This is a genomic window from Paraburkholderia sp. PREW-6R (genome assembly GCF_039621805.1).
GTDB lineage: Bacteria > Pseudomonadota > Gammaproteobacteria > Burkholderiales > Burkholderiaceae > Paraburkholderia.
In genome coordinates this window covers 2,134,087-2,155,189 of the sequence record NZ_CP155073.1, presented here as the reverse complement: position 1 = coordinate 2,155,189, position 21,103 = coordinate 2,134,087, and the positions used below count along the sequence as shown (strand labels likewise).

General features: G+C 63.9%; 18 protein-coding genes and 1 tRNA gene. 13 read left to right on the top strand and 6 right to left on the bottom strand.

Features of this window, described 5'->3' with window-relative positions; genetic code table 11:
* Positions 1-36 precede the first annotated feature (36 nt).
* Entirely contained in the window at positions 37-1,086 is a 1,050-nt protein-coding gene (locus AAGS40_RS09270) for a LacI family DNA-binding transcriptional regulator (protein WP_345810983.1), read from the bottom strand.
* A 246-nt stretch (positions 1,087-1,332) separates the two neighbouring features.
* Between AAGS40_RS09270 and AAGS40_RS09265 the strand changes: the two genes are divergently transcribed.
* Positions 1,333-1,417, top strand: a tRNA-Leu gene (locus AAGS40_RS09265).
* 11 nt (positions 1,418-1,428) lie between these two features.
* Entirely contained in the window at positions 1,429-1,947 is a 519-nt protein-coding gene (locus AAGS40_RS09260; protein WP_345810982.1) for a M48 family metallopeptidase, read from the top strand.
* 4 nt (positions 1,948-1,951) lie between these two features.
* Here AAGS40_RS09260 and AAGS40_RS09255 read toward each other — a convergent pair whose 3' ends face one another.
* Positions 1,952-4,294, bottom strand: coding sequence for an FdhF/YdeP family oxidoreductase (locus AAGS40_RS09255; RefSeq protein WP_345810981.1), 2,343 nt, complete (start codon positions 4,292-4,294; stop codon positions 1,952-1,954).
* 167 nt (positions 4,295-4,461) lie between these two features.
* Between AAGS40_RS09255 and AAGS40_RS09250 the strand changes: the two genes are divergently transcribed.
* From AAGS40_RS09250 to AAGS40_RS09235, 4 genes are all read left to right on the top strand, one after another.
* Positions 4,462-5,898 carry a PLP-dependent aminotransferase family protein gene (locus AAGS40_RS09250; protein ID WP_345810980.1) on the top strand — a complete coding sequence of 479 codons (1,437 nt, stop codon included), beginning with the start codon at positions 4,462-4,464 and terminating at the stop codon, positions 5,896-5,898.
* A gap of 48 nt (positions 5,899-5,946) precedes the next feature.
* Positions 5,947-6,285: a helix-turn-helix domain-containing protein gene (locus AAGS40_RS09245; RefSeq protein ID WP_345810979.1), complete on the top strand. Its 339-nt coding sequence runs from the start codon at positions 5,947-5,949 to the stop codon at positions 6,283-6,285.
* 244 nt (positions 6,286-6,529) lie between these two features.
* Entirely contained in the window at positions 6,530-7,651 is a 1,122-nt protein-coding gene (locus tag AAGS40_RS09240) for a BMP family ABC transporter substrate-binding protein (RefSeq protein WP_345810978.1), read from the top strand.
* A gap of 31 nt (positions 7,652-7,682) precedes the next feature.
* Complete coding sequence (locus AAGS40_RS09235; protein WP_345810977.1) at positions 7,683-8,240, top strand: nucleoside deaminase; 558 nt, start codon at positions 7,683-7,685, stop codon at positions 8,238-8,240.
* A 65-nt stretch (positions 8,241-8,305) separates the two neighbouring features.
* Here AAGS40_RS09235 and AAGS40_RS09230 read toward each other — a convergent pair whose 3' ends face one another.
* Positions 8,306-9,049: a hypothetical protein gene (locus tag AAGS40_RS09230; protein ID WP_345810976.1), complete on the bottom strand. Its 744-nt coding sequence runs from the start codon at positions 9,047-9,049 to the stop codon at positions 8,306-8,308.
* Between the two features lie 233 nt (positions 9,050-9,282).
* Between AAGS40_RS09230 and AAGS40_RS09225 the strand changes: the two genes are divergently transcribed.
* From AAGS40_RS09225 to AAGS40_RS09195, 7 genes are all read left to right on the top strand, one after another.
* Positions 9,283-10,059 (top strand): SH3 domain-containing protein, encoded by a 777-nt coding sequence (locus AAGS40_RS09225; protein WP_345810975.1) that lies wholly within the window; start codon positions 9,283-9,285, stop codon positions 10,057-10,059.
* Positions 10,060-10,548: 489 nt separating this feature from the next.
* Positions 10,549-12,858: an EAL domain-containing protein gene (locus AAGS40_RS09220; protein WP_345810974.1), complete on the top strand. Its 2,310-nt coding sequence runs from the start codon at positions 10,549-10,551 to the stop codon at positions 12,856-12,858.
* Between the two features lie 232 nt (positions 12,859-13,090).
* Positions 13,091-13,279, top strand: coding sequence for a hypothetical protein (locus tag AAGS40_RS09215; RefSeq protein WP_345810973.1), 189 nt, complete (start codon positions 13,091-13,093; stop codon positions 13,277-13,279).
* An 83-nt stretch (positions 13,280-13,362) separates the two neighbouring features.
* Positions 13,363-14,835 (top strand): mercuric reductase, encoded by a 1,473-nt coding sequence (locus AAGS40_RS09210; protein ID WP_345810972.1) that lies wholly within the window; start codon positions 13,363-13,365, stop codon positions 14,833-14,835.
* A 151-nt stretch (positions 14,836-14,986) separates the two neighbouring features.
* Entirely contained in the window at positions 14,987-15,562 is a 576-nt protein-coding gene (locus AAGS40_RS09205; protein WP_345810971.1) for a TMEM175 family protein, read from the top strand.
* Positions 15,559-16,383, top strand: a complete 825-nt coding sequence (locus tag AAGS40_RS09200; RefSeq protein ID WP_345810970.1) for a hypothetical protein — start codon at positions 15,559-15,561, stop codon at positions 16,381-16,383. Before AAGS40_RS09205 ends, AAGS40_RS09200 begins: the two co-directional genes overlap by 4 nt.
* Positions 16,384-16,436: 53 nt before the next feature.
* Positions 16,437-16,925 (top strand): metallophosphoesterase family protein, encoded by a 489-nt coding sequence (locus AAGS40_RS09195; RefSeq protein WP_345810969.1) that lies wholly within the window; start codon positions 16,437-16,439, stop codon positions 16,923-16,925.
* A 131-nt stretch (positions 16,926-17,056) separates the two neighbouring features.
* Here the strand turns inward: AAGS40_RS09195 and proP are convergent, their stop codons facing one another.
* The 3 genes from proP to argA all read right to left on the bottom strand — a co-directional run bounded on the left by proP (position 17,057) and on the right by argA (position 21,083).
* Positions 17,057-18,559 carry a glycine betaine/L-proline transporter ProP gene (gene proP, locus AAGS40_RS09190; protein WP_345814338.1) on the bottom strand — a complete coding sequence of 501 codons (1,503 nt, stop codon included), beginning with the start codon at positions 18,557-18,559 and terminating at the stop codon, positions 17,057-17,059.
* 753 nt (positions 18,560-19,312) lie between these two features.
* Complete coding sequence (locus AAGS40_RS09185; protein ID WP_007181244.1) at positions 19,313-19,585, bottom strand: oxidative damage protection protein; 273 nt, start codon at positions 19,583-19,585, stop codon at positions 19,313-19,315.
* 109 nt (positions 19,586-19,694) lie between these two features.
* On the bottom strand, positions 19,695-21,083 hold the full coding sequence (gene argA / locus AAGS40_RS09180) for an amino-acid N-acetyltransferase (RefSeq protein ID WP_345810968.1): 1,389 nt from the start codon (positions 21,081-21,083) through the stop codon (positions 19,695-19,697).
* Positions 21,084-21,103 lie beyond the last annotated feature (20 nt).

Here is a 21,103-nt window from a genome sequence, read left to right as displayed (position 1 = left end):
TGTGCGCTCATGCGTCGATATCTTGAGGACTCTTACCTATGCGGCCGGCGAATGGGGCGCCACGTCCGCACGATTCGCGATCGCCGCGATCGTTGCGCCTTCGCGCAGGCTGTGAGGCAACGTGAGCGTAAGCCGGTTGTCGTCGAGCGATTCGTATGAACCGGTCACCCGCGCGAGCAGACGCCGCCACGCCGCGCACCCGATCTCGCGATTCGGTGCGCAGACGCTTGCAAGCGGGGGCGACAGCAGTTCGCCGACCGCGAGGCCGTCGAAGCCGAGAATCGACATGTCTTGCGGAATCTGCAGGCGCGCACGCCGCAAGCCGCGCATCACGACCATCGCCAGCAGATCGTTGCTGCAGAAAAGAGCGGTGGGGCGGTTCGGTCCGCTCGTCAGATGAGCGAGCACGGCGGGCGACAATTCTTCTGCGTTGAAGTCGACTTCGAGCGCCGGTGCGGCTGTGAGACCGGCCTGCTGCATCGCCTGCGCATATCCCAGATGCCGCTGGCGCGCGCGATCCGATGCGGCGAGCGAGCCGGCGAGCATCAGGATGCGGCGATGACCGTGAGCGATCAGCATGCGAACGCCGTCGAATGCGGCCAGACGATTGTCGACCGAGACGGACGGCCGGCGCACCGTGTCGTTATGCATCAGCACGTAGAGCAGACCGGCGCGGTCGAGTTCGTCTAGCAGCGGATGCGTGTCCGCATCGGCGACCGTCAGAATCAGTCCTTCCACGCGCTGCTCCCGCAGCGTTTCGATCGCATGACGTTCGCGGTCGGCGTCGTATTCGGTGGTCATCAGCATCAGGCGGTAGCCCTGCGCGGCGGCAAGTTCGTCGATGCCCTGCAGGCACTCCGCAAAGACCGGGTTGGCGAGCGTCGGCAGGATCACGCCGATCAGGCGGGTGCGTTCGCCGCGCAATTGACGGCCGAGCGGGCTCGGCCGGAAGTTCAGTGCGTCAATGGATTGACGCACCTTGTCGAGCGTGACCGGATTCACGGTGTGCGGCGCATTGATCGCACGCGACACTGTCGCGATCGAAAAGCCCGCGTGGGCGGCGACATCCTTGATCGTTGGGGTCATGGGTTTTCCGCTCGGCTGAAAACGTTTTCGTGAGCGGATTATCGGCAAGCTTTGTGACTGCCGAATGACTGCCGAATGACTGCCGGTTGACTGCGGGATCGGTCCCGGAATGACGCTGATGCCAGCTTGCGCGAACTGGACGCACGGCAGAACCGCGACAGCGTGAGGGCGAACGGGCGGCCATGCGGCTGTTTGGAACGCCCGTGAGGCAATGGTAGAATGCGCGTCCAGACAAGGTTGCGCCCTGCCGGGGTGATGAAATTGGTAAACATAGCGGACTTAAAATCCGCCGCTTCACGGCTTACGGGTTCAAGTCCCGTCCCCGGCACCAGAAAGCAGCCCATGCCCCACCTCAAATACCTGACCGGCTACCCGGCTGCGCTGCAAGAGAAGGTGAACAGGCTGATCGCTGGCGATCAGCTTGGCGCGTACCTCGGCGCACGTTATCCGGACACCCATGACGTGCAAACCGACAAGGCGCTCTACGCCTACTGTGCAGAACTGAAACGCGAGCACCTGCGCAGCGCGGAGCAGATCGACAAAGTCACCTACGACGCCAAACTCGACGTCATGCGTCACGCGCTCGGTTTGCACACCAGCATTTCACGGGTGCAGGGCGGCAAGCTCAAAGCCAAGAAGGAAATCCGCATCGCGTCGCTGTTCAAAGCGGCCGCGCCGGAATTTCTGAAGATGATCGTCGTGCATGAACTCGCCCACCTGAAGGAGAGCGATCACAACAAGGCCTTTTACCGCCTGTGCGAGTTCATGCAGCCGGGCTACCACCAGATCGAATTCGATCTGCGTCTTTACCTGACGCATCGGGACCTGACGAAAGCCAGGGCCACTGAACGACAGCGCTGACGTGTCAGACCGCCAAGGCTTGCGGCGATTGCGCGTTTTGCGGCGCACGCAGTGCGGACGCGGTCAGCAACACCGGTATCGATTTTGACGTCGGTGTTCCCGCGCCGTCTGCCGTGGAAGACAGCGGCACGAGCGGGTTCGTTTCCGGATAATAGGCCCCAAGACATCCGCGCGGGATGTCGTATTCCACGAGCAGGAAGCCGTCCGCGTGACGCTTCACGCCGTCGTCCCACACACTCGTGACGTCCACCCGCTGTCCGGGCGCGAAGCCGAGCATCGCGAGATCGTCGCGGTTCGCGAACAGCACGCGGCGCTGCCCGTACACACCGCGATAGCGGTCGTCGAGCCCGTAGATCGTCGTGTTGTACTGATCGTGCGAGCGCGTCGTCATCAGCGTCATCAGCCGTGCGCCGTGTTCTTTTCGCGCGCGATGAATCGGCGTGTCCGTCGAAATCGCGTGCACGAGGAATTGCGCGTTGCCGCTCGGCGTCTTCCAGATCCGCTCGCGCGAGGCCACGCCAAGATGAAAGCCGCCGGGATATTTCAGGCGCTCGTTGTAATCGCCGAAGCCGTCGATCACCTTCGCAATGCCGTCGCGGATCAGCGAATAGTCCAACGCGTGCGCGAGCCAGTCCACCTTTTCGCTGCCAAGCGTCGCATGCGCCATCCGCGCGACGATCGCAATCTCCGAGAGCAGATTCTCCGACGCCGGCTTGTTCATCCCGTACGAGATGTGCACCATGCTCATCGAATCCTCGACGCTCACGCCCTGCGCGACGCCGTTCTGCAAATCGATTTCGGTGCGGCCGAGTGTCGGCAGGATCAGCGCGTCGCGGCCATGGATCAGATGGCTGCGGTTCAGTTTGGTTGTGATATGCACGGTCAGCGCGCACGAGCGCATGGCATCCCACGTGCGCGGCGTGTCCGGCGTCGCAATCGAAAAATTGCCGCCGAGCCCGATGAACACCTTCACCTTGCCATCGAGCATCGCCTGGATCGTGTTGACGACGTCCAGTCCATGTTCGCGCGGGGGCTCGAAGCGGTAGACCTCGCCGAGGCGGTCGAGAAACGCCTGCGTCGGCTTTTCCTCGATGCCGACCGTGCGATCGCCCTGCACGTTCGAGTGTCCACGCACTGGACACAGTCCCGCGCCGCGCCGGCCGATATTGCCGCGCATCATCATCAGGTTCGACAGCAGTTGCACTGTCGGCACCGAGTTCTTGTGCTGCGTGAGACCCATGCCCCATGTGGAGATGACCGCACGGCCCTTCACGTAGATGTCGGCGAGTTGCAGCACTTCTTCGAACGGCACGCCGGCTTCGGCCACGATCGTGTCCCAGCGCTCGGCGCGCAGATCGTCCGCGAACGCGTCGAACCCCACGGTATGCTCGGCGATGAACGCGGTATCGAGCACGCGCTCGCGGCCGCCCGCGCGCGCTTCGTCGTCGAGTTCGACCACGCGCTTGGCGACGCCCTTGATCAACGCGAAGTCGCCGCCGATCTTTGGACGGATGAACACGGAGCTGATCTTCGTGCTGCCCATCGTGATCATTTCCACCGGATGCTGAGGGCTTGCAAAGCGTTCGAGCCCGCGCTCTTTGAGCGGATTGATCGACACGATGGTCGCGCCGCGTTTCGCGCATTCGCGTAGTTCGCCAAGCATGCGCGGATGGTTGGTCGCCGGATTCTGGCCGAAGATGAGAAGCGTGTCGGCGTGTTCGAAATCGTCGAGCGTCACTGTGCCCTTGCCGATACCCACGGTGTCCGGCAAACCGCGGCTGGTTGCCTCGTGGCACATGTTCGAGCAGTCGGGAAAGTTGTTGGTGCCGTACATGCGCACGAACAACTGGTACAGAAAGGCCGCTTCGTTGCTCGCGCGGCCCGATGTGTAGAAGGCGGCGCGGTCGGGATCGTCGAGCGCATTCAGGTGGCGGGCGATCAGGTCGAACGCTTCGTCCCAGCCGATCGGCACGTACCGGTCGCGCGGCGCGTCATACACGAGCGGATCGGTCAGGCGGCCGTGCTGTTCGAGCTCGAAGTCCGACTGCGCCATCAACTGTGCAACGGTGTGCTCTTCGAAGAATGCGGGCGTCACGCGCTTGCTGGTGGCCTCGGCGGCCACCGCCTTGACGCCGTTCTCGCAGAACTCGAACGTGGACGCATGCTCGCGATCCGGCCACGCGCAGCCCGGACAGTCGAAGCCATCCGGCTGGTTCTGTTTGAGCAGCGTTCGATAGTTGCCGCCGGTCACCTTCTCCTTGATCAGGTTGACGGCGACGTATTTGAGCGCGCCCCAGCCCGCGGCGGGGTGGGTGTACGGTTCGATCCGAGCTTCGGGTTTTTTCATGATGGTGCCGGGCGGCGGTGAGGGAGATGATTAAACCGACACCTGCAAGCCTACTGTGTTCCAAATGCAGTGCAGCATACAGAAAATCGGAAAGGCGAGGAGTACAGTTGCCGCGTTTTGGTCGTAGACTGGGGAGCCTGTAACGATGCGTCTGCCGGGTCGAGCCGTTGAAACTGTACGAAAAACTTGCTGATGAGATTGCCGAGGCCGTACGCCGTGGCGTGTTCGCGGCCGGCGAGCGGATTCCGTCGGTGCGGCAGGCAAGCCAGCAGCACGGCGTCAGCATCAAGACGGTGCTGCATGCTTATGCACTGCTCGAGAGCCGCGGCATCGTCGAAACGCGCCCGCAGTCGGGTTATTTCGTGCGCGACGGCGCAACAGCGGCCGTCGGCGGCGCCGGCGAGCCACGCCTGAGCCGGCCGGCCGCGCCGCCCATACCGCCGGTGGCGGCTGCGGTCGACGTCAGCCGGCTGGTGCTATCGACCCTGCGCAGCATCGGCGCGCACGACGCCGTGCCGTTCGGCTCACCCTATCCTGACCCGTCGCTATTTCCGTGGCGGCGCATCAACCAGTACGCAAACGCGATCGCGCGCCGACATTCGAGCTGGAATCTGATCGATGATCTGCCGCCGGGCAATCCCGAACTGATCCGTCAGATCGCGCGTCGCTATGCGGAGAACGGCGTGCCGGTCGATCCGGGCGAAATCGTCATCACACTCGGCGCGACCGAGGCGATCAACCTGAGCCTGCAGGCCGTCGCGAAACCCGGCGACACGGTCGCGGTGGAATCGCCCACGTACTACGCGATGCTGCATGCGATCGAGCGGCTCGGCATGCGCGCGATCGAGATAGCGACGCACCCGCTCGACGGCATCGACGTCGACGCGCTTGCCGAAGTGATCGGCCGGCAGAAGATCGCCGCGTGCATGGTCATGCCGAACTTCCAGAATCCGCTTGGTTTCCGGATGCCCGACGCGCGCAAGCGGCAACTCGTCGAACTGCTGGCGGCGCACGACATTCCGGTCATCGAGAACGACGTATATCAGGAGTTGTATTACGGCGATACGCGGCCGTCCACATTAAAGAACTTCGACACGAAGGGGCTCGTGCTGCATTGCGCGTCGTTTTCAAAGAGTCTCACGGCGTCGTACCGGATTGGCTGGGCCATGCCTGGCCGTTATCGCGCGCAGGTCGAGAAGCTGAAGTTCCTGAATACGCTGACCACGCCTTCGGTGCCGCAGGTGGCGGTCGCCGATTATCTGCGTCAGGACGGCTATGACCGGCACTTGCGGCACGTGCGCAAGGTCTATCACCAGCAGGCGAGCATCATGACGGCGATGGTCCAGCGCTTCTTTCCGGCCGGCACGCGCATGTCGGCGCCGCAAGGCGGCTATGTGCTATGGGTGGAACTGCCCGAACGCGTCGATTCGATGCGCGTGTATCAGGCCGCACTCGCACGCAGCATTACAGTTGGGCCAGGCATGATGTTTTCGACGGGCGACGCATTCCGGAACTTCATCCGGCTCAATTACAGCTATCCGTGGACCGCGCAGACCGAGGCTGCGCTGAAGACCCTGGGTGAACTGGTCGCGCGGATGGCGTAACCGGCATATTCTCTGCAACGCCCGTTTATCACGATGGAGACACCCGCCATGGACGACGATGAAATCGACCCGGTCATGCTCGCGATCCTCACGCAACTGTGGCGCGCGCATCGGGACACGCGAGGTCGCGCGTGGTCGCTCGCCCGACTCTCGAAGCAGGCTGGCGTGCCGATGAGCGGACTGCGCCGGCAACTGACGGCGCTGGTGGACAGCGGTCTCGTGCACACGGCGTTTAACGAGGAGGGCACGGGCAGCGCGCGCCTGAGCGAAACCGGCGAAGCGCTTTGCGCGGAACTGTTCGGCGGCGCCGGTCTGCCGGGCGACGATCCGGCGCACGACGATTCCGCCGGCGACGATCCGGTGGACCCTGAGCCGAAACCCAACTAAGGCCGCAAAGAAGGCGGCCTGGCTTCGGCGATTGGGCCACGCGCGCATGCGCGAAGCGCTCGTGGCGCCGCTTGGCGCACGCCGCTTGCTTACGTCGCCAAAATTCGGTTGTCGTGACCCACGCCGCAAAAATAAAAAATTTTATCGGCTGAAATTGTCTTTCGAATATGGCCCTCTATGCTGGAGCCTGGTCAGGGTCAGCCCGGCGCCCTGGCAGACCATTCCAACCCTATTCGGAGAACCCATGAACACAAAGCTGTCGCGTGCGTTGCGCTCTTGCCTGCGCATCAAAACCGTTCGGACCGTCCTTGCCGCGACACTCGGCGCGACCCTCGCATTCAGCGCCGTGGCAGCGGGCACGCAGCCGCTCGGAATCGCGTTCGTCTACCTCGGCAATCCGGGCGATGCCGGCTGGACCTATGCGCACGAGCAGGGCGTGAAAGAAGTCGAAGCAAAATTCGGCGACAAGGTGAAAGTGACTCGCGTCGAGAACGTGCCGGAGTCGGCGGACTCGGAAAGGGTGTTCCGCGACCTCGCGTCCAAAGGCAACAAGATCGTGGTGGGAACGAGCTTCGGCTTCCAGGACTTCGAACTGAAGGTCGCGAAGGACTTCCCGGACACCGTCTTCGAACACGCAACCGGCTACAAGAAGGCTGCGAACTTCGGCACCTATGACGTGCGTAGCTATCAGAGCGCGTACCTGGCCGGACTGGTCGCGGGCTATACGACCAAATCCAACACACTCGGCTTTGTCGGCTCGGTGCCGGTGCCCGAGGTGGTTCGCAACATCAATGCATTCACGATGGGTGCGCGCTCGGTCAACCCGAATGCGCGCGTGAAGGTGGTGTGGATCAACAGCTGGTTCGATCCGGGCCGCGAGAAGCAGGCAGCGGAGACGCTGATTGGCCAGGGCGCCGACGTGCTGATCCAGAACACCGATTCGACCGCAACCATGCAGACTGCCGAGCAGAAGAAAGTGCACGCGTTCGGTTGGGACTCTGACATGAAGAAGTTTGGCCCGAACGCGCAGCTCGGAGCCTGCGTGACTTACTGGGGCGTGTATTACACCCATCTGGTCGACACGGTCATGGCGAATACGTGGAACAGCACGCCGGTGTGGTGGGGCCTGAAAGAGAAGGCCATCGACCTTGCGGACATCAACACGGGCGCTGTGTCGCCGGCCGCGCAGAAAGCGCTGAGCCAGAAGCGCGACGACATCATCTCGGGCAAGTTCGACCCGTTTGCGGGACCGATCAGCGACCAGTCGGGCGCGGTGAAGGTCGCCGCCGGCAAATCGCTCAGCGATGCGGAACTGCAGCGCCTGAACTGGTTCGTGCAAGGCGTGGATGGTTCGCTGCCGAAGTAAGATCGCCTCAGGTGTCACCTATCCCTAATCCATGGAGACGACCGTGAGCCTGACCGTGCCGACCCATCCTGACGCAGCCCCGCTGACCGACTACCCGCCGCAGGGCTTGACGCCCACGCACGAGCAGGTCGTGCGGCATCTGCGGCATTCGAGCCGCGTGGCCGAGCGGGCGACGCTGCTCGGCCACCATCCGTTCGGCGCGGTGCTGGTCGGACCTGACCAGGAAACAGTGTTGATGGAGCAAGGCAACGTCGATACGGTGAATCATGCCGAATCGGTGCTGGCGCGCGTAGCGGCGCTGAACTTCACGCCGGCCTACCTGTGGAGTTGCACGCTCTACACGTCGGTCGAGCCCTGCTGCATGTGCGCCGGAACGATGTATTGGGCCAACATAGGCCGTGTGGTGTTCGGCATGACGGAGAAACAGTTGCTGGCCGCCACCGGCGATCACGCCGAAAATCCGACGATGAGCGTGGATTGCCGCTACGTGTTCGATCATTGCCAGAAACCGGTCGAAGTCATCGGGCCGGTGGCCGATGTGGAAGGCGAGATCATGGACGTTCAGCGACGCTTCTGGAGCAGCCGGTAGGGCGTTGTCCGGCGCTGTGCCTTGTACGTTCACGTCTAGTCCAGCTTGCCTCTGTGTCTTCGCGTTTATTGAGCGCCTTCGGGCTGCGCCGCCACGGATAGCGACGGCGGCGTCAGCGTCGCGACGCCGCAGAACCAGTCGGCGTCGCGCGTCGCGTGCCGCCACTGGCCGCCGGTCTCCCGGAGCACTGCTGGACATGGCTGGTTCATCACGATGCCAGGCTCGGCGGCCGTGCATTGCAGCGTTGCGATCTCCGTTTGCGTCGATGCGGGCAGCGGCGGCGCGGTGCGCGTTGGAGGATCGGATGGTCCGCGCGGTGAGCGGGGCACGAGGGGCAACGGCATCCCCGGGGTCCTCGGGGTCGCTCCGGGCGTTTCGGTGCCGGTAGCGTCCAACTGGTGTTTCAGCTCGCCGATACGCGCCGCGTACCACGCACCGACACACGACATGTCCAGGCAGTGTGCTTCGCGCCACGCCCACTTGCTGTCGCTGTCCGCGATAAAAGCTCGCCGTTCGCTCGGGTGCATCTGCTGGCGGCGCGCCTTCCAGTACAGTCGGCCCAGCGTGTCGTCGAGCTTCGAAAGGACAGGGTCATGGCAAATCATCTTCTCGGTGAGCGAGCGTCCTTTGCTGCAGTCGAAGCTGGTTGCGTGGGCCGGTTCCAGTACGAGCGCCAGCGCGGCGATGAGAGTCAACGCGGGGCGGATGGTGCGCAGTGGGCGGAGTGTCATGGCGTGGTCAGGCAGTGAGTGGTTTTTCATGCACTCGATAATTATCCAGCCCGCGCCGGGGCAGAGGGTGGAAAACACGTGACTTCCAACAGGCCATTACAAAATCTTGCGAGGGCTTTTGATCCAGGCGGCATAAAGGGCCTGGAAGTTCAGAAGAACCCGATCTGCGGCCCGCTGCCAGGCACGCGCCGTGCAAAGGCGGACGGTGCGGGCATCGCGCGCAGCGTGACCCGCACCTTCAAACCGGGGCACTTCATCGACACACCTGCGTTCGGGCTCGCACCGCGAAGCCGACTGCAACGGGAGAGAGAATGAAACAACAACTCCTTCGATCCATCTACGCGGCTGGTTTGCTGGCGCTGCCCACATTCGCCAGTGCACAGTCCCAGGCTTATACGAACGTTCCTGTCAATGTGCGGGCGGGGCCGGCTTCCGACTACCCGGTCGTGACCCAGTTGCCGCGAGGCGTGCCGGTGACTGTGATGGGCTGTCTGAGCAACTATCAGTGGTGCGATATCGCGGCGCCGAATCTGCGCGGCTGGGCGTACGCCGGAAGCCTCATCTATCCGTATCAAGGTAGCAATGTGCCGGTGATGAACTATGGCACGGTGATCGGCCTGCCTATCGTGACGTTCTCGATCGGCACCTATTGGGGCAATTATTATCGCGGCCGCCCCTGGTATAACCAGCAGTCGCGCTGGGCGAATCATCCGCCGCCACCTCCGCCGCGTCCCGGTGCGGGACGGCCGCCCGGCGGGCCGGGTCATGGGGGCGGCAAGCCGCCGGGATCGGGGCCAGGATATGGAGGCGGACGTCCGCCGGGGCCGCCGCCGGGCAACGGCGGCAGCAGGCCGCCGGGTCCGCCGCCGGGTAATGCGGGTGGCCGTCCGCAAGGTGGATCCCCACCGGGCAATGCGGGTGGCCGTCCGCAAGGTGGATCCCCACCGGGCAATGCGGGTGGCCGTCCGCAAGGTGGACCGCCGCAAGGCAATGCGGGTGGCCGTCCGCAGGGCGGTCCACCACAGGGCGGCGGCCACGAAGGCGGAGGCGGTGGTCGTGAGGGCGGCGGCAACAGGCCGGGCGGCTAAAATTCGTAGCCGTGAACCTCTACGCCGTTACGCTCCGTGTAGCGATGCACGTAACTACGGCAGTTTTGTCTTGCTTCGATCGCTTCCGACAGTACGGCCCGCGGATTCACGCTGGACGCGGCCGCATCGGACAGTTGCAGCGGCTAAGGGTGGTACGCTCGCGGCCGAAGACTGGCTGGAGAGGCCGGTCGCGCAGGTTGACCGCGAGCGATGGAACAGGTGGAGAACCGATGGAGCAACCGTCAGCGCAACAGCATCGGAGACCGCGCGACAGGAGTGCCGGCTCACGGCCATCGCAGCCGGACCAGGGCGAAACGTCTGAAATATGGTTAGTGTTTAGCACGAACGTCCGGATACGCGGTTGTTCGGCGCCGTGCCGCCACCGCCACCGCCATGCGCCTGGGCCGCCTGACATTCTGCGCTCGCTTGGCGTAAACCCCGGTGTGCCGCGTACACTGACCTGCCGATGTTCAGAGGGGGGAGCGCATTATGACTTTCGAAGCGACATCAGATGACTCGGCCGGGGCCGCGCCCGGCGCCGCGCACGACCGGCCCGAACTGGCCGAAGCAGTCCTTGCGTCAAAGCGCAGCGTGCTGCGTCTGATCACGCGCAACACGCCGCTGCCCGAACTGCTCGACGAAATCTGCCGCCGCGCCGAGGCGCTCATTGGCGGCGGCGCATCCTGTTCGATTCTGCTGCTGGATGCCGACGGCAGGCACATGCGGGTGGGCGGCGCGCCGTCGCTGCCCGCGCATTTCAGTGCCGCGATCGACGGCGTCGCAATCGGCCCGGGCGTGGGTTCGTGCGGCACGGCCCTGTATGAGCGGCGTCTCGTCGTGGTCGAAGACATCGAGACCGATCCGCTGTGGGCCGAGTACCGGCATCTGGCATTGCCGGTCGGCCTGCGTGCGTGCTGGTCGGTGCCGTTCGAAAACGATGCCGGCGTGCTGCTCGGTGCATTCGCGGTCTATCACCGCATGCCGCGCCGCCCGGACCCGCGCGAAGAGGCGATGTTGCGCGACATCGGCAGCAGCGTCGGCCTTGCTGTCCATCAGGACGCCATGGCGCAGCGCCTGGCGCGCAGTGAAGAGCATCACCGGCTGGTCGTCGATCATCTGATCGAGGGCATTATCGTGCAGTCATGCGACGGCCAGGTGCTTGCCTGCAATCCGAGCGCGCAGCGCATCCTGCGCGCCGGTCCGCAGATCGTCGGGCACAGCATACGGACCGTGATCACGCGCGCGCTCCATGAGGACGGGACGATCATGGAGACGAGCGAGCACCCGACCCAGCGGGCGCTGGCGACCGGCAAGCCGCTGCTCGGCGTGACCGTGGGCCTCGAACTGATCGACGGCAACGTCGTCTGGATCACCGAAAACGTCGTGCCGATCATCGGCCCGGGCGACACCGAACCGCGTTCGGTGCTGATTTCGTTCACCGACATCGGCCCGGTTCGCGAGGCGCAGCTTCAGCTCAAATTCCTCGCCACCCGCGATTCGCTGACGGGCCTCTACAACCGTGCCTATCTCACCGAACGCATGCGCGATCTGTTTGCGCCGGTGACGCTCGGCGGCACGAGCCAGATGGCGAGCGTGGCGGTGCTGTTCGTCGATCTGGACGGCTTCAAGAAGGTCAACGACACGGCCGGCCACGAAGCGGGCGACGCGTTGCTGTGCAGCGTCGCCGAACGCCTCGCGGTCTGTACCGGGCGCATGGATACGCTCGCGCGGGTCGGCGGCGACGAGTTCGTGATCGTGGTGAGTGCATACGGGAACACCGGGCATCTGATCGGGCTGGCGCGCCGCATTCTCGATCTGATTGCGGAGCCGTTCGCGGTAGCGGGCAACGATTACTACCTGGGCGCGTCGATTGGCATCAGCCTTTTTCCCGAAGATGGCCAGGACGTCGCCACGCTGATGCGCAACGCCGATTCAGCGATGTATCACGCAAAGCAGCGCGGGCGGAACAACTTCCAGTTCTTCACCGCGGAGCTGAATCAGCATCTGCAGCGCCGCTTCACGATCGAGCAGTCGCTGCGACGTGCACTCGCGTCCGACGAGCTGAGTCTCGTGTACCAGCCGATCGTCGACAGTCAGGACGGCCGCACGATCGGCGCGGAAGCGCTGCTGCGCTGGCATAACGGCGAACTCGGCAACGTGTCGCCGGCGGAGTTCGTGCCGGTTGCCGAGGACGCGGGTCTGATCGTCGAGATCGGCGACTGGGTGCTCAGGCGCGCGTGCGAACAGATTGCGCAATGGCGCCGCACGATCGCGCCGGATCTGGTCGTTGCGGTGAACCTGTCGCCGCGTCAGTTCAATGACGGCCTGCTGGAGCGCATTCAGCGCTGCCTCGCGCGCACGGGGCTGGAGCCGTCGGCGCTGGAGCTGGAAATCACCGAACGGCTGCTGATGAGCGACAGCGAATCCGTGATGCCGATGCTGAGCGCGCTGACCGACATGGGCGTGCGCATTTCCGTCGACGACTTCGGCACCGGCTACTCGTCGCTGTCGTATCTGAAGCGCTTCCCGCTGCACAATCTGAAGATCGATCGCTCGTTTGTCGCCGGACTGCCGGATCATCGCGATTCGATTGCGATCACACAGGCCGTGGTGGCGATGGCGCACTCGCTCGGCATGAACGTGACCGCCGAAGGCGTCGAAACGGCAGCGCAGGCGGATTTTCTGCGCTCGATCGCTTGCGACAAGCAACAGGGCTACTTCTACAGCCGCCCGGTCGGAGCGAGCGCCTATGCGCGCAGTCTCCATGACGCCAGGATGAAGGAAGCCACGCCGACCTGATCGCGGGCGCGGCGCGGCGGGCTGCGCCCGCGCGTGGCACGCGGGTCCCGGCATGTCCCGCATCTGCGTACGCGTCTGCGTCTGCGCGGTCCAGTGCGCCCGATTGTTCTGTTTCACGGACAACTGCCTTCGCGTTCGCGGTATTTATCCAGGCGCTCTCACTCCCTAGAATGCTCCCATCGAAACGTAGTTTGAGCGTGGCGCCGAAGCGGTGCTGCGCAACGGAGCAGTCATGTCAGCGTTGATCAGAAACCAGTTATACCGGCCGGAGGTGGTTCTACCGATGGTCGCCCTTATGCAGGTGATGGTGTCGCAGGACTTCAACCTCGGCCAGGTCGGCTGGGTCGTGGCCACGCGCGGCGCGCAGGCCGCATTGCAACGTTCGCGCGAACTGATCTGCGCCGCGTACTGCCACGCGTAAGCGCAAGCGGCAGCTTCCAGGGGCAATCCAGGGCGTCGAGGGTAAGATGCTACGACCATCGTCCACGCCTCGGGAGAATTGCCATGCCACAGCATTTCGACGCCATTGTGATCGGTACGGGACAAGGCGGCGCGCCACTCGCCGTGCGGCTCGGCAAAAGCGGACGCGAGACGGCGGTGGTGGAACGGGGAGCTTTCGGCGGCACATGTGTGAACGTGGGGTGCACACCGACAAAATCGTATGTGGCTAGCGCGCGAGCCGCGCACGTGGCGCGTCACGCGGCGGACCTCGGCGTGCAGATCAGCGGAACGATTGCCGTCGATCTGGCGGCGGTCAAGGCGCGCAAGGACAAAATCATCGGCGGTTCGCGCGACGGCGTCGAAAAATGGCTGCGCGGCGCGGATAACGTCACCGTGTTTCAGGGCCACGCGCGCTTTACCGGTCCGCATTCGCTTGCGATCAGCACGCCGGACGACACGCCGCTCACCGAGCTGAGCGCAGACGAAATCTTCATCAACACCGGCATGCGCGCGGTCGTGCCGCCGCTGCCGGGTCTCGAGCGCATCCGCTTTTACACGAATTCCAGTCTGCTTGAGCTGACCGAGTTGCCAGCCCATCTGGTGATCGTGGGCGCAAGTTATATCGCGCTCGAATTCGCGCAGATCTTTCGCCGTTTCGGCAGCCGTGTGACGGTGCTAGTGCGCGGCGAGCGCATTCTGAGCCGCGAAGACGCGGACTTCGCCGAGTCGGTGCACACCGTGCTCGCGCGTGAAGGCGTCGAGTTCATGTTCGGCGTGCAGCCCTCGCGCGTCGAACCGCATCCGCATCATGAGAACGACGTGTGCATTGGCTTCGAGCAGAACATTCCGGCGCTCGAAGCGTCGCACCTGCTGTTTGCCACCGGCCGCGAGCCGAATACCGACGACCTCGGTCTCGACGCCGCCGGCATCCAGACCGACCGGCACGGAATCATTCCCGTCGACGGTCAGCTGCGCACCAACGTGCCGGGCGTCTGGGCGATCGGCGACGTGAACGGGCGCGGCGCTTTCACGCATACGTCCTATGACGACTTCCAGATCGTCGCGGCGAATCTGCTGGATGGGGGCGTGCGCAGCGGCGTACGCAGCGGCATGCACAGCGGCGCGCGCAGCGACGAGGACAGCGGCATGCACAGCGGCTCGCGCAGCGCCGATACGCGGATCATGGCGTACGCGGTGTTCGTCGATCCGCCGCTCGCGCGCGTCGGCATGTCGGAGGCGCAGGTGCGCGAGTCGGGACGCGACGCGCTGATCGCCACGATGCCGATGACGCGCGTGGGCCGCGCCCGCGAGCGCGGCGAAACCGACGGCTTCATGAAGGCGCTCGTCGATGCGCAAACCCAACAGATTCTCGGCGCGGCGATTCACGGCATCGAGGGCGACGAAGCGATCCACACGTTCATCGACATGATGACGGCCGGGGCGCCGTATCCGGTGCTGCAATACGCGATGCATATTCATCCGACCATCAGCGAACTGGTGCCGACCTTGCTGGATGGTCTGAAGCCTTTGAAGTAAGGGTGCTCCGGCGTTTCACGCGATGTAATGCAGGGGCCTGTGATCGACAAAGCGTGAGGGCATCGCCGATAATCGGCAGCGGCGCGGGTTGTCCGCAAGCACGCGGGCGGGCTGTGCGCCTCACCGTATTTCATCACCAGGAAGCCGACCGATGGGAAAAGGGCGCGTCGAAGCCTTCAGCGATGGCGTGATCGCCATTATCATCACGATCATGGTGCTCGAACTGAAGGTGCCGGAAGGCTATGACCTCGCGTCGCTGCGCCCCGTGATTCCGGTGTTTTGCGCGTATGTGCTGAGCTTTATCTACGTCGGTATTTACTGGAACAACCATCACCACATGTTCCATGCCGTGCAGAAGGTCAACGGCGCGGTGCTATGGGCGAACCTGCATCTGCTGTTCTGGTTGTCGCTGCTGCCCGCCGTCACGCATTGGGCCGGTGAAAATCATCTGGCGGCGTGGCCGACCGCGCTGTATGGCGTCATTCTGTTCATGTCCGCCATCGCGTACTTCATTCTGACCCGTGCGCTGATCCGCGAACATGGCCGCGAGTCGACGATTGCAAAGGCAGTCGGCAACGACTTCAAAGGCAAGGTGTCGGTCGTGATCTATCTCGCGGGTATCGTGCTCGCTTTCGCCGCGCCCTGGATCTCGGCCGCGCTCTATGCGCTGGCCGCCGCATGGTGGCTGATTCCCGATCGCCGGATCGAACACCTGCTGGAAGCATGAGCGTGCTGCTCGCGTTCAAACTTGCGCTCGTGCCCGCGTTTCTCGCCGCGCTGACCGTAGCGGGGCGCGTGTGGGGGCCGTCGGTGGCGGGTTGGCTCGCCGGGCTGCCGGTGGTCGCCGGCCCGATCGTGCTGTTGCTCGCGCTCGAACGCAGTCCGGCGTTCGCGGCGCTTGCGTCGGCGGCGTCGATCGCCGCGATTGCCGCGTCGGAAGCGTTCAACTTCGTTTATGCGTGGACCTGCCGGCGCGTCGCGTGGCCGACGGCGCTCGTGGCCGGCATGGCGGGCTGGGCGGGTGTCGCGGCGTTGCTCACGCGGCTGCCCCACGGACTCGGGTGGGCGCTGATGGTCGCGTGTGCCGCTGTGGCGGTGTCGCAAGGTGGCTTGCCGCGCGTGTCCGGACATTTGCCCGCCGCGCGGCTCAGGCTCGGCGATCTGATTGCGCGCATGCTTGCCGGCGCGGTGCTGACGCTTGCCGTGACGACTTTGTCCACCTCGATGGGCGCAACCTGGAGCGGGCTACTGTCGGTGTTTCCGCTGCTCGGCAGCGTGCTTGCGGTGTCGGCGCAGCGCGCGCATGGCGCGGACTTCGTCGCGCTGCTGGTGCGCGGCATGGTGATCGGCCGTGCTTCGTTCGCCGCCTTTTTCGCCGTGACTGCGATGCTGCTGCCGCGCTATGGCGTGTGGATCAGTTTCGCGATTGCATGCGCCGTGTCGGTGATCGTGCAGGGCGCAACGAGACGGATGATCGGCGGCAGGCGCACGTTGCGGGCCGCGCGGGCCGTGGCGGGCGAACTGGCCGGCCAGCGGTCGGCCGATTGAGCCGTAGCAGTTCATGGCGCGCACGTCGCGCCGTTTTGCCCGATACTGCCCGCATGACCGCATCCACTTCAACACCCACGCGTACGAAAATCGGCCTGATCTCCGACACGCACAACCTCGTCCGTCCAGAAGCGCTTCGTTACCTCGCGGACTGCGACGCGATCATCCACGCGGGCGACATCTGCCATGAAGCGGTGCTCGATGCGCTGAAAGCGATCGCGCCCGTCACCGCGGTGCGCGGCAACAACGACACGGGCGACTGGGCTCGCGCGCTGCCGACGCACGCGAAGCTCACGGTCCAGCAGGTGACGGTTCTCGTCGTGCACGATATCGCGGATGTCGGTGCCAACCTGCGCAGCGACGGGATTGGCGTGGTGATCACCGGCCATTCGCACAAGCCGGCTATCAGCGAGCGCGACGGCGTGCTGTTCGTCAATCCCGGCAGCGCCGGCCCCCGGCGCTTCAAATTACCGATCTCCGCAGGCATGCTGATCGTCGAAGGGGCAGACGCCCGTGCGAGTTTCGAATCGCTCGTTGCATAAAAAATCGGACCGGCAATTGCTTGCCGGCCCGATTTGTCTTCTGATCGACGCCTGTTGTTCGAGCCGTATTAGAGCGAGCTCATGTTTTTGTTACGTCGGCTGCGACGGACGCTTACCGCGATCAGCCGTTCTCACGCACGCGCGGTAGCGGTGGCCGCATATCGCTCATCCATTTCCTGCGCTTCACGTTCGCCGCGCAGCACGGCATGCGCTTCGGCGCGCGTGGCGACGCACGGACCCGAGCCGAGCAGCGGCTTGCGAGCCGTTTCACGCAACGCGATCACCGACACGATACCGATCAGCGACGCGCCCATCAGGTAGTACGCGGGCATCATCAGATTACCGGTGCGATCGACCAGCCACGCGGTCATCAGCGGGGTCGTGCCACCGAACAGCGATACCGAAATATTGAAGCCAATGGCCAGCGCGCCGTAACGGATTCGGGTCGGAAACAGCGCCGGCAGCGCCGACGGCATCACGCCGGTAAAGCACGACAGCAGCACGCCAAGAATCATCAGGCCGGCGAACACCGGCACGACGGTACCCATACGGATCAGCAGCAGCGCCGGAATCGACAGCGCAAAGAGACCCACGCAGCCGAACAGCATCACCGGCTTGCGGCCGATCGTGTCGGACAGGCGGCCGGCGGCGAGCGTCATCGGCATCATCAGCACCATCACGGCCAGCACGAGAAAGAGGCCATGCGTTTCGTTAAAGTGCAGCGTGGCCGACAGGTAGCTCGGCAGATATGAGAGCGCCATGTAGTCGGTGACGTTGAAGATCAGCACGAGACCGACGCACAGCAACAACGGCTTCCATTGTTGCATCAGCAATTCGCGGAACGAGTGCTTCGGCAGCGCCTTGTCTTCGGCTTCGCGTTCCTCGGCCTGCTTTTTGAACGCGGGTGTTTCTTCGAGCTTCATCCGGATATACAGACCCACCAGACCAAGCGGGCCCGCGATCAGAAACGGCACACGCCAGCCCCACGTGAGCAGCGCGTCATGCGACAGCGTAGCGGTAAGCACGGCAACCGTGCCCGCGCCGAGCACATAGCCGATCAGCGTGCCGAATTCGAGGAAGCTGCCCATGAAGCCGCGGCGTTTGTCCGTCGAAAATTCCGCAATGAAGGTGGCAGCGCCGCCGTACTCGCCGCCGGTCGAGAACCCCTGCACGAGCCGGGCGACGAGCAGCAGCACCGGTGCGAAGATTCCGATCGACGCGTAGCTCGGAATCAGGCCGATCGCGAAAGTGCCGAGCGCCATCATGATCATGGTCATCGCGAGCACGCGCTGGCGGCCGATGCGGTCGCCGAGCGGCCCGAACACCATGCCGCCGACCGGGCGCACGAGGAACGCCGCGGCGAATGTGCCGAAGGTGGCGATCAGCTGCGCGGCCGGACTCGCCGATGGGAAAAAGACTTTGCCGAGTGTGACGGCGATATAGCTGTACACGCCGAAGTCGAACCATTCCATTGCGTTGCCGAGCGCCATCGCGCCCACTGCACGCTTGAGTAGTGATTTGTCGACGACGGTGATGTCGTCGAGAGAAAGGCGTTGTTGTTCTTTTTTGTGTCGCCAGAAGCCGTTGCTGGAAGCGGTCAAGGTGAAAACTCCAATGACTGCGACGAAACTCATGGTGCGCATGAACGTTCCGCCACGGTTGCTGGGAAGTGCAGTTTCGCAAGCTGGGCGATGGCGTCTCTTTCGCCGTCAACGGCGATAAAGTGGGGCGCAGAAAAGCAGAACACAACGCCCGTGCCTCGCGATGCAGGTCGCGAAAAAACACTCGTCTAGATTGTGCTGACTGTTGCACCTGCGTGGCCGTGGAAGGGGGGCAGGTGCATGAGGACGCCGGAGTTGGCTCAGCTTGGAGCTGGGCAGCCCGCATGCGCCACGGGAAGGCTTGAAACGAAAAAGGCCGGTGCTTTATTCGCCGCCCGCGCCGCAGCCTCCCGGCGCAGCAACAAGCGAAAAATAGACCGACGAGCCTTCTTGTTAAAACAGTTCTATTTCAATCAGGTGCGCCATGAACCACTGTAAAAACCTGCGCGAATCCGATTCAAAAGAAACCAGAATGAAGGTGAATTGCTGTTGGAACGGTGGACATGTTAGCACGATAGCTGAGGATCGTGCAAACCCATGGTCTGACCAGCGGTCAGGGCAATCTGTGTAATCCCTTATGGGGCGGGGCATTGCGTACGATCGGCGGTCTGAAACAAGGGCTCAAAAGTAGCAGCAGATGGACGGTCCAGCACAGTTTCTGTTTGCCTTTTGCGGCCGGTTTCGACTGCGCCGGGCAGACCCTGACGGACGAAAAAAATCCGCGCTCGCGGCGCGGATTTTTTCGTGCGGACGTTCACCTCCGCGCACACTGCGTGACAGGTCAATTCAGGCCGAGGGCGGCACGTAACCTTGCGCGGTATCGGCGCCTTCGCCGAAGAAAAACTTTTCCGTCTGCTTCATCAGATACTGGCGGGCTCGCGGATCCGCCATGTTCAGCCGGTTTTCGTTGATGAGCATGGTCTGCTGCTTGAGCCACGCCTGCCAGGCTTCCTTCGAAATGCTTTCGTAGATCCGCTTGCCGAGTTCGCCGGGCAGCGGCGGAAAATCGAGGCCTTCGGCTTCCTTGCCGAGCTTCGCGCATTGAACCATACGAGTCATGCTGTGCTTCTCCTGTGTCGACTGGAGCGGGTGCTTGAGTGCCTGCTCCGGCCCAATAAAAAATACCGGATTGCCGACTGGCTTGCCAGTCGGCTTAATATGAGGGCGCTCAGAGCTGTTTCATCAGCACGAGCGACTTGCGCTGCCAGTTGTAGAGCCGGCGACGGTCTTCCGGCAGGTCGTCGACCGTCACCTTGACGAAGCCTCGCTTGAGGAACCAGTGCTCGGTGCGCGTGGTGAGGACGAAAATGCGTGTCAGGCCGCGCGCGCGGGCGCGCTGCTCGATGCGTTTGAGCAGGCGCTCGCCGTCGCCGGTGCCCTGCGCCTCGGGTGCGACCGTCAGGCACGCCATCTCGCCGATGCGCTCCTGCGTGTACGGGTAGAGCGCCGCGCAGCCAAACAGCACGCCATCGTGCTCGATTACCGAGAAATGGTCGATGTCGCGCTCGATCTGATGCCGGCCGCGCCGCACCAGCGTGCCATCCGATTCGAGCGGCTCGATCAGCGCGAGAATGCCGCCGACATCGTCCGGCGTGGCTTCGCGCAGGCTTTCCAGGTTCTCGTACGAGATCATGGTGCCCACGCCATCGTGCAGAAACAGTTCGAGCAGCAAGCTGCCGTCGAGCGCGTAAGGGATGATGTGCGCCCGCGCCACGCCGCCGCGGCACGCGCGGATTGAATGCTTGAGATAGAAACCAGCGTCGCCGGTGACTTCGCCGCTTTCGTGCAACTTGTACGCGTCGTCGAGCGACAGTTCGCGGACCAGCTCGGGACCTTCTTCAGTGGCTTCCATCAGGCCCGGCGTTTCGGTCAGGAACACGATCTTGTCGGCGCGCAATGCGATCGCGGCGGCCGACGCCACGTCTTCCATGGCCAGATTGAATGCTTCACCGGTCGGCGAGAAGCCAAGCGGTGACAGCAGCACCAGCTTGCGGCTCGCAAGCGAATGGCGGATCGAATCCGCGTCGATCTTGCGCACCACGCCGGTATGCTGGAAGTCGACGCCGTCCAGAATGCCGACCGGCCGCGCAGTGACGAAGTTGCCCGACACCACGCTGATGTGCGCGTGTGCCATGGGTGTGTTCGGCAGGCCCTGGCTAATTGCGGCCTCGATATCCAGACGCACTTCGCCGGCGGCTTCTTTCGCGGACTCGAGCGCACGCGCGTCGGTAATGCGCATGCCGTGCGAAAACTCGGACTCGACACCGTGCAGACTCATCTGCTCTTCGACCTGCGGACGCGAGCCATGCACCAGCACGATCTGGATGCCCATGGCCTGCAACAGCGCGATGTCGGAGACGAGTGCATTCAGCAGCCCCTGATGCACCACCTCGCCACCAAAACCGACGACGAAGGTCTTGTTGCGGAATGCATGGATATAGGGGGCGACTGAGCGCATCCAGTCGACGAATTGCGCATGCTGGGCGAGATCTTCCGGTGCTGCGGCAGGGGCCGGAACGCTCGCGGGCGCGGGGACGAGGTCGGTTTGGGAATTCATGCCGGGGATTATAATGCGCC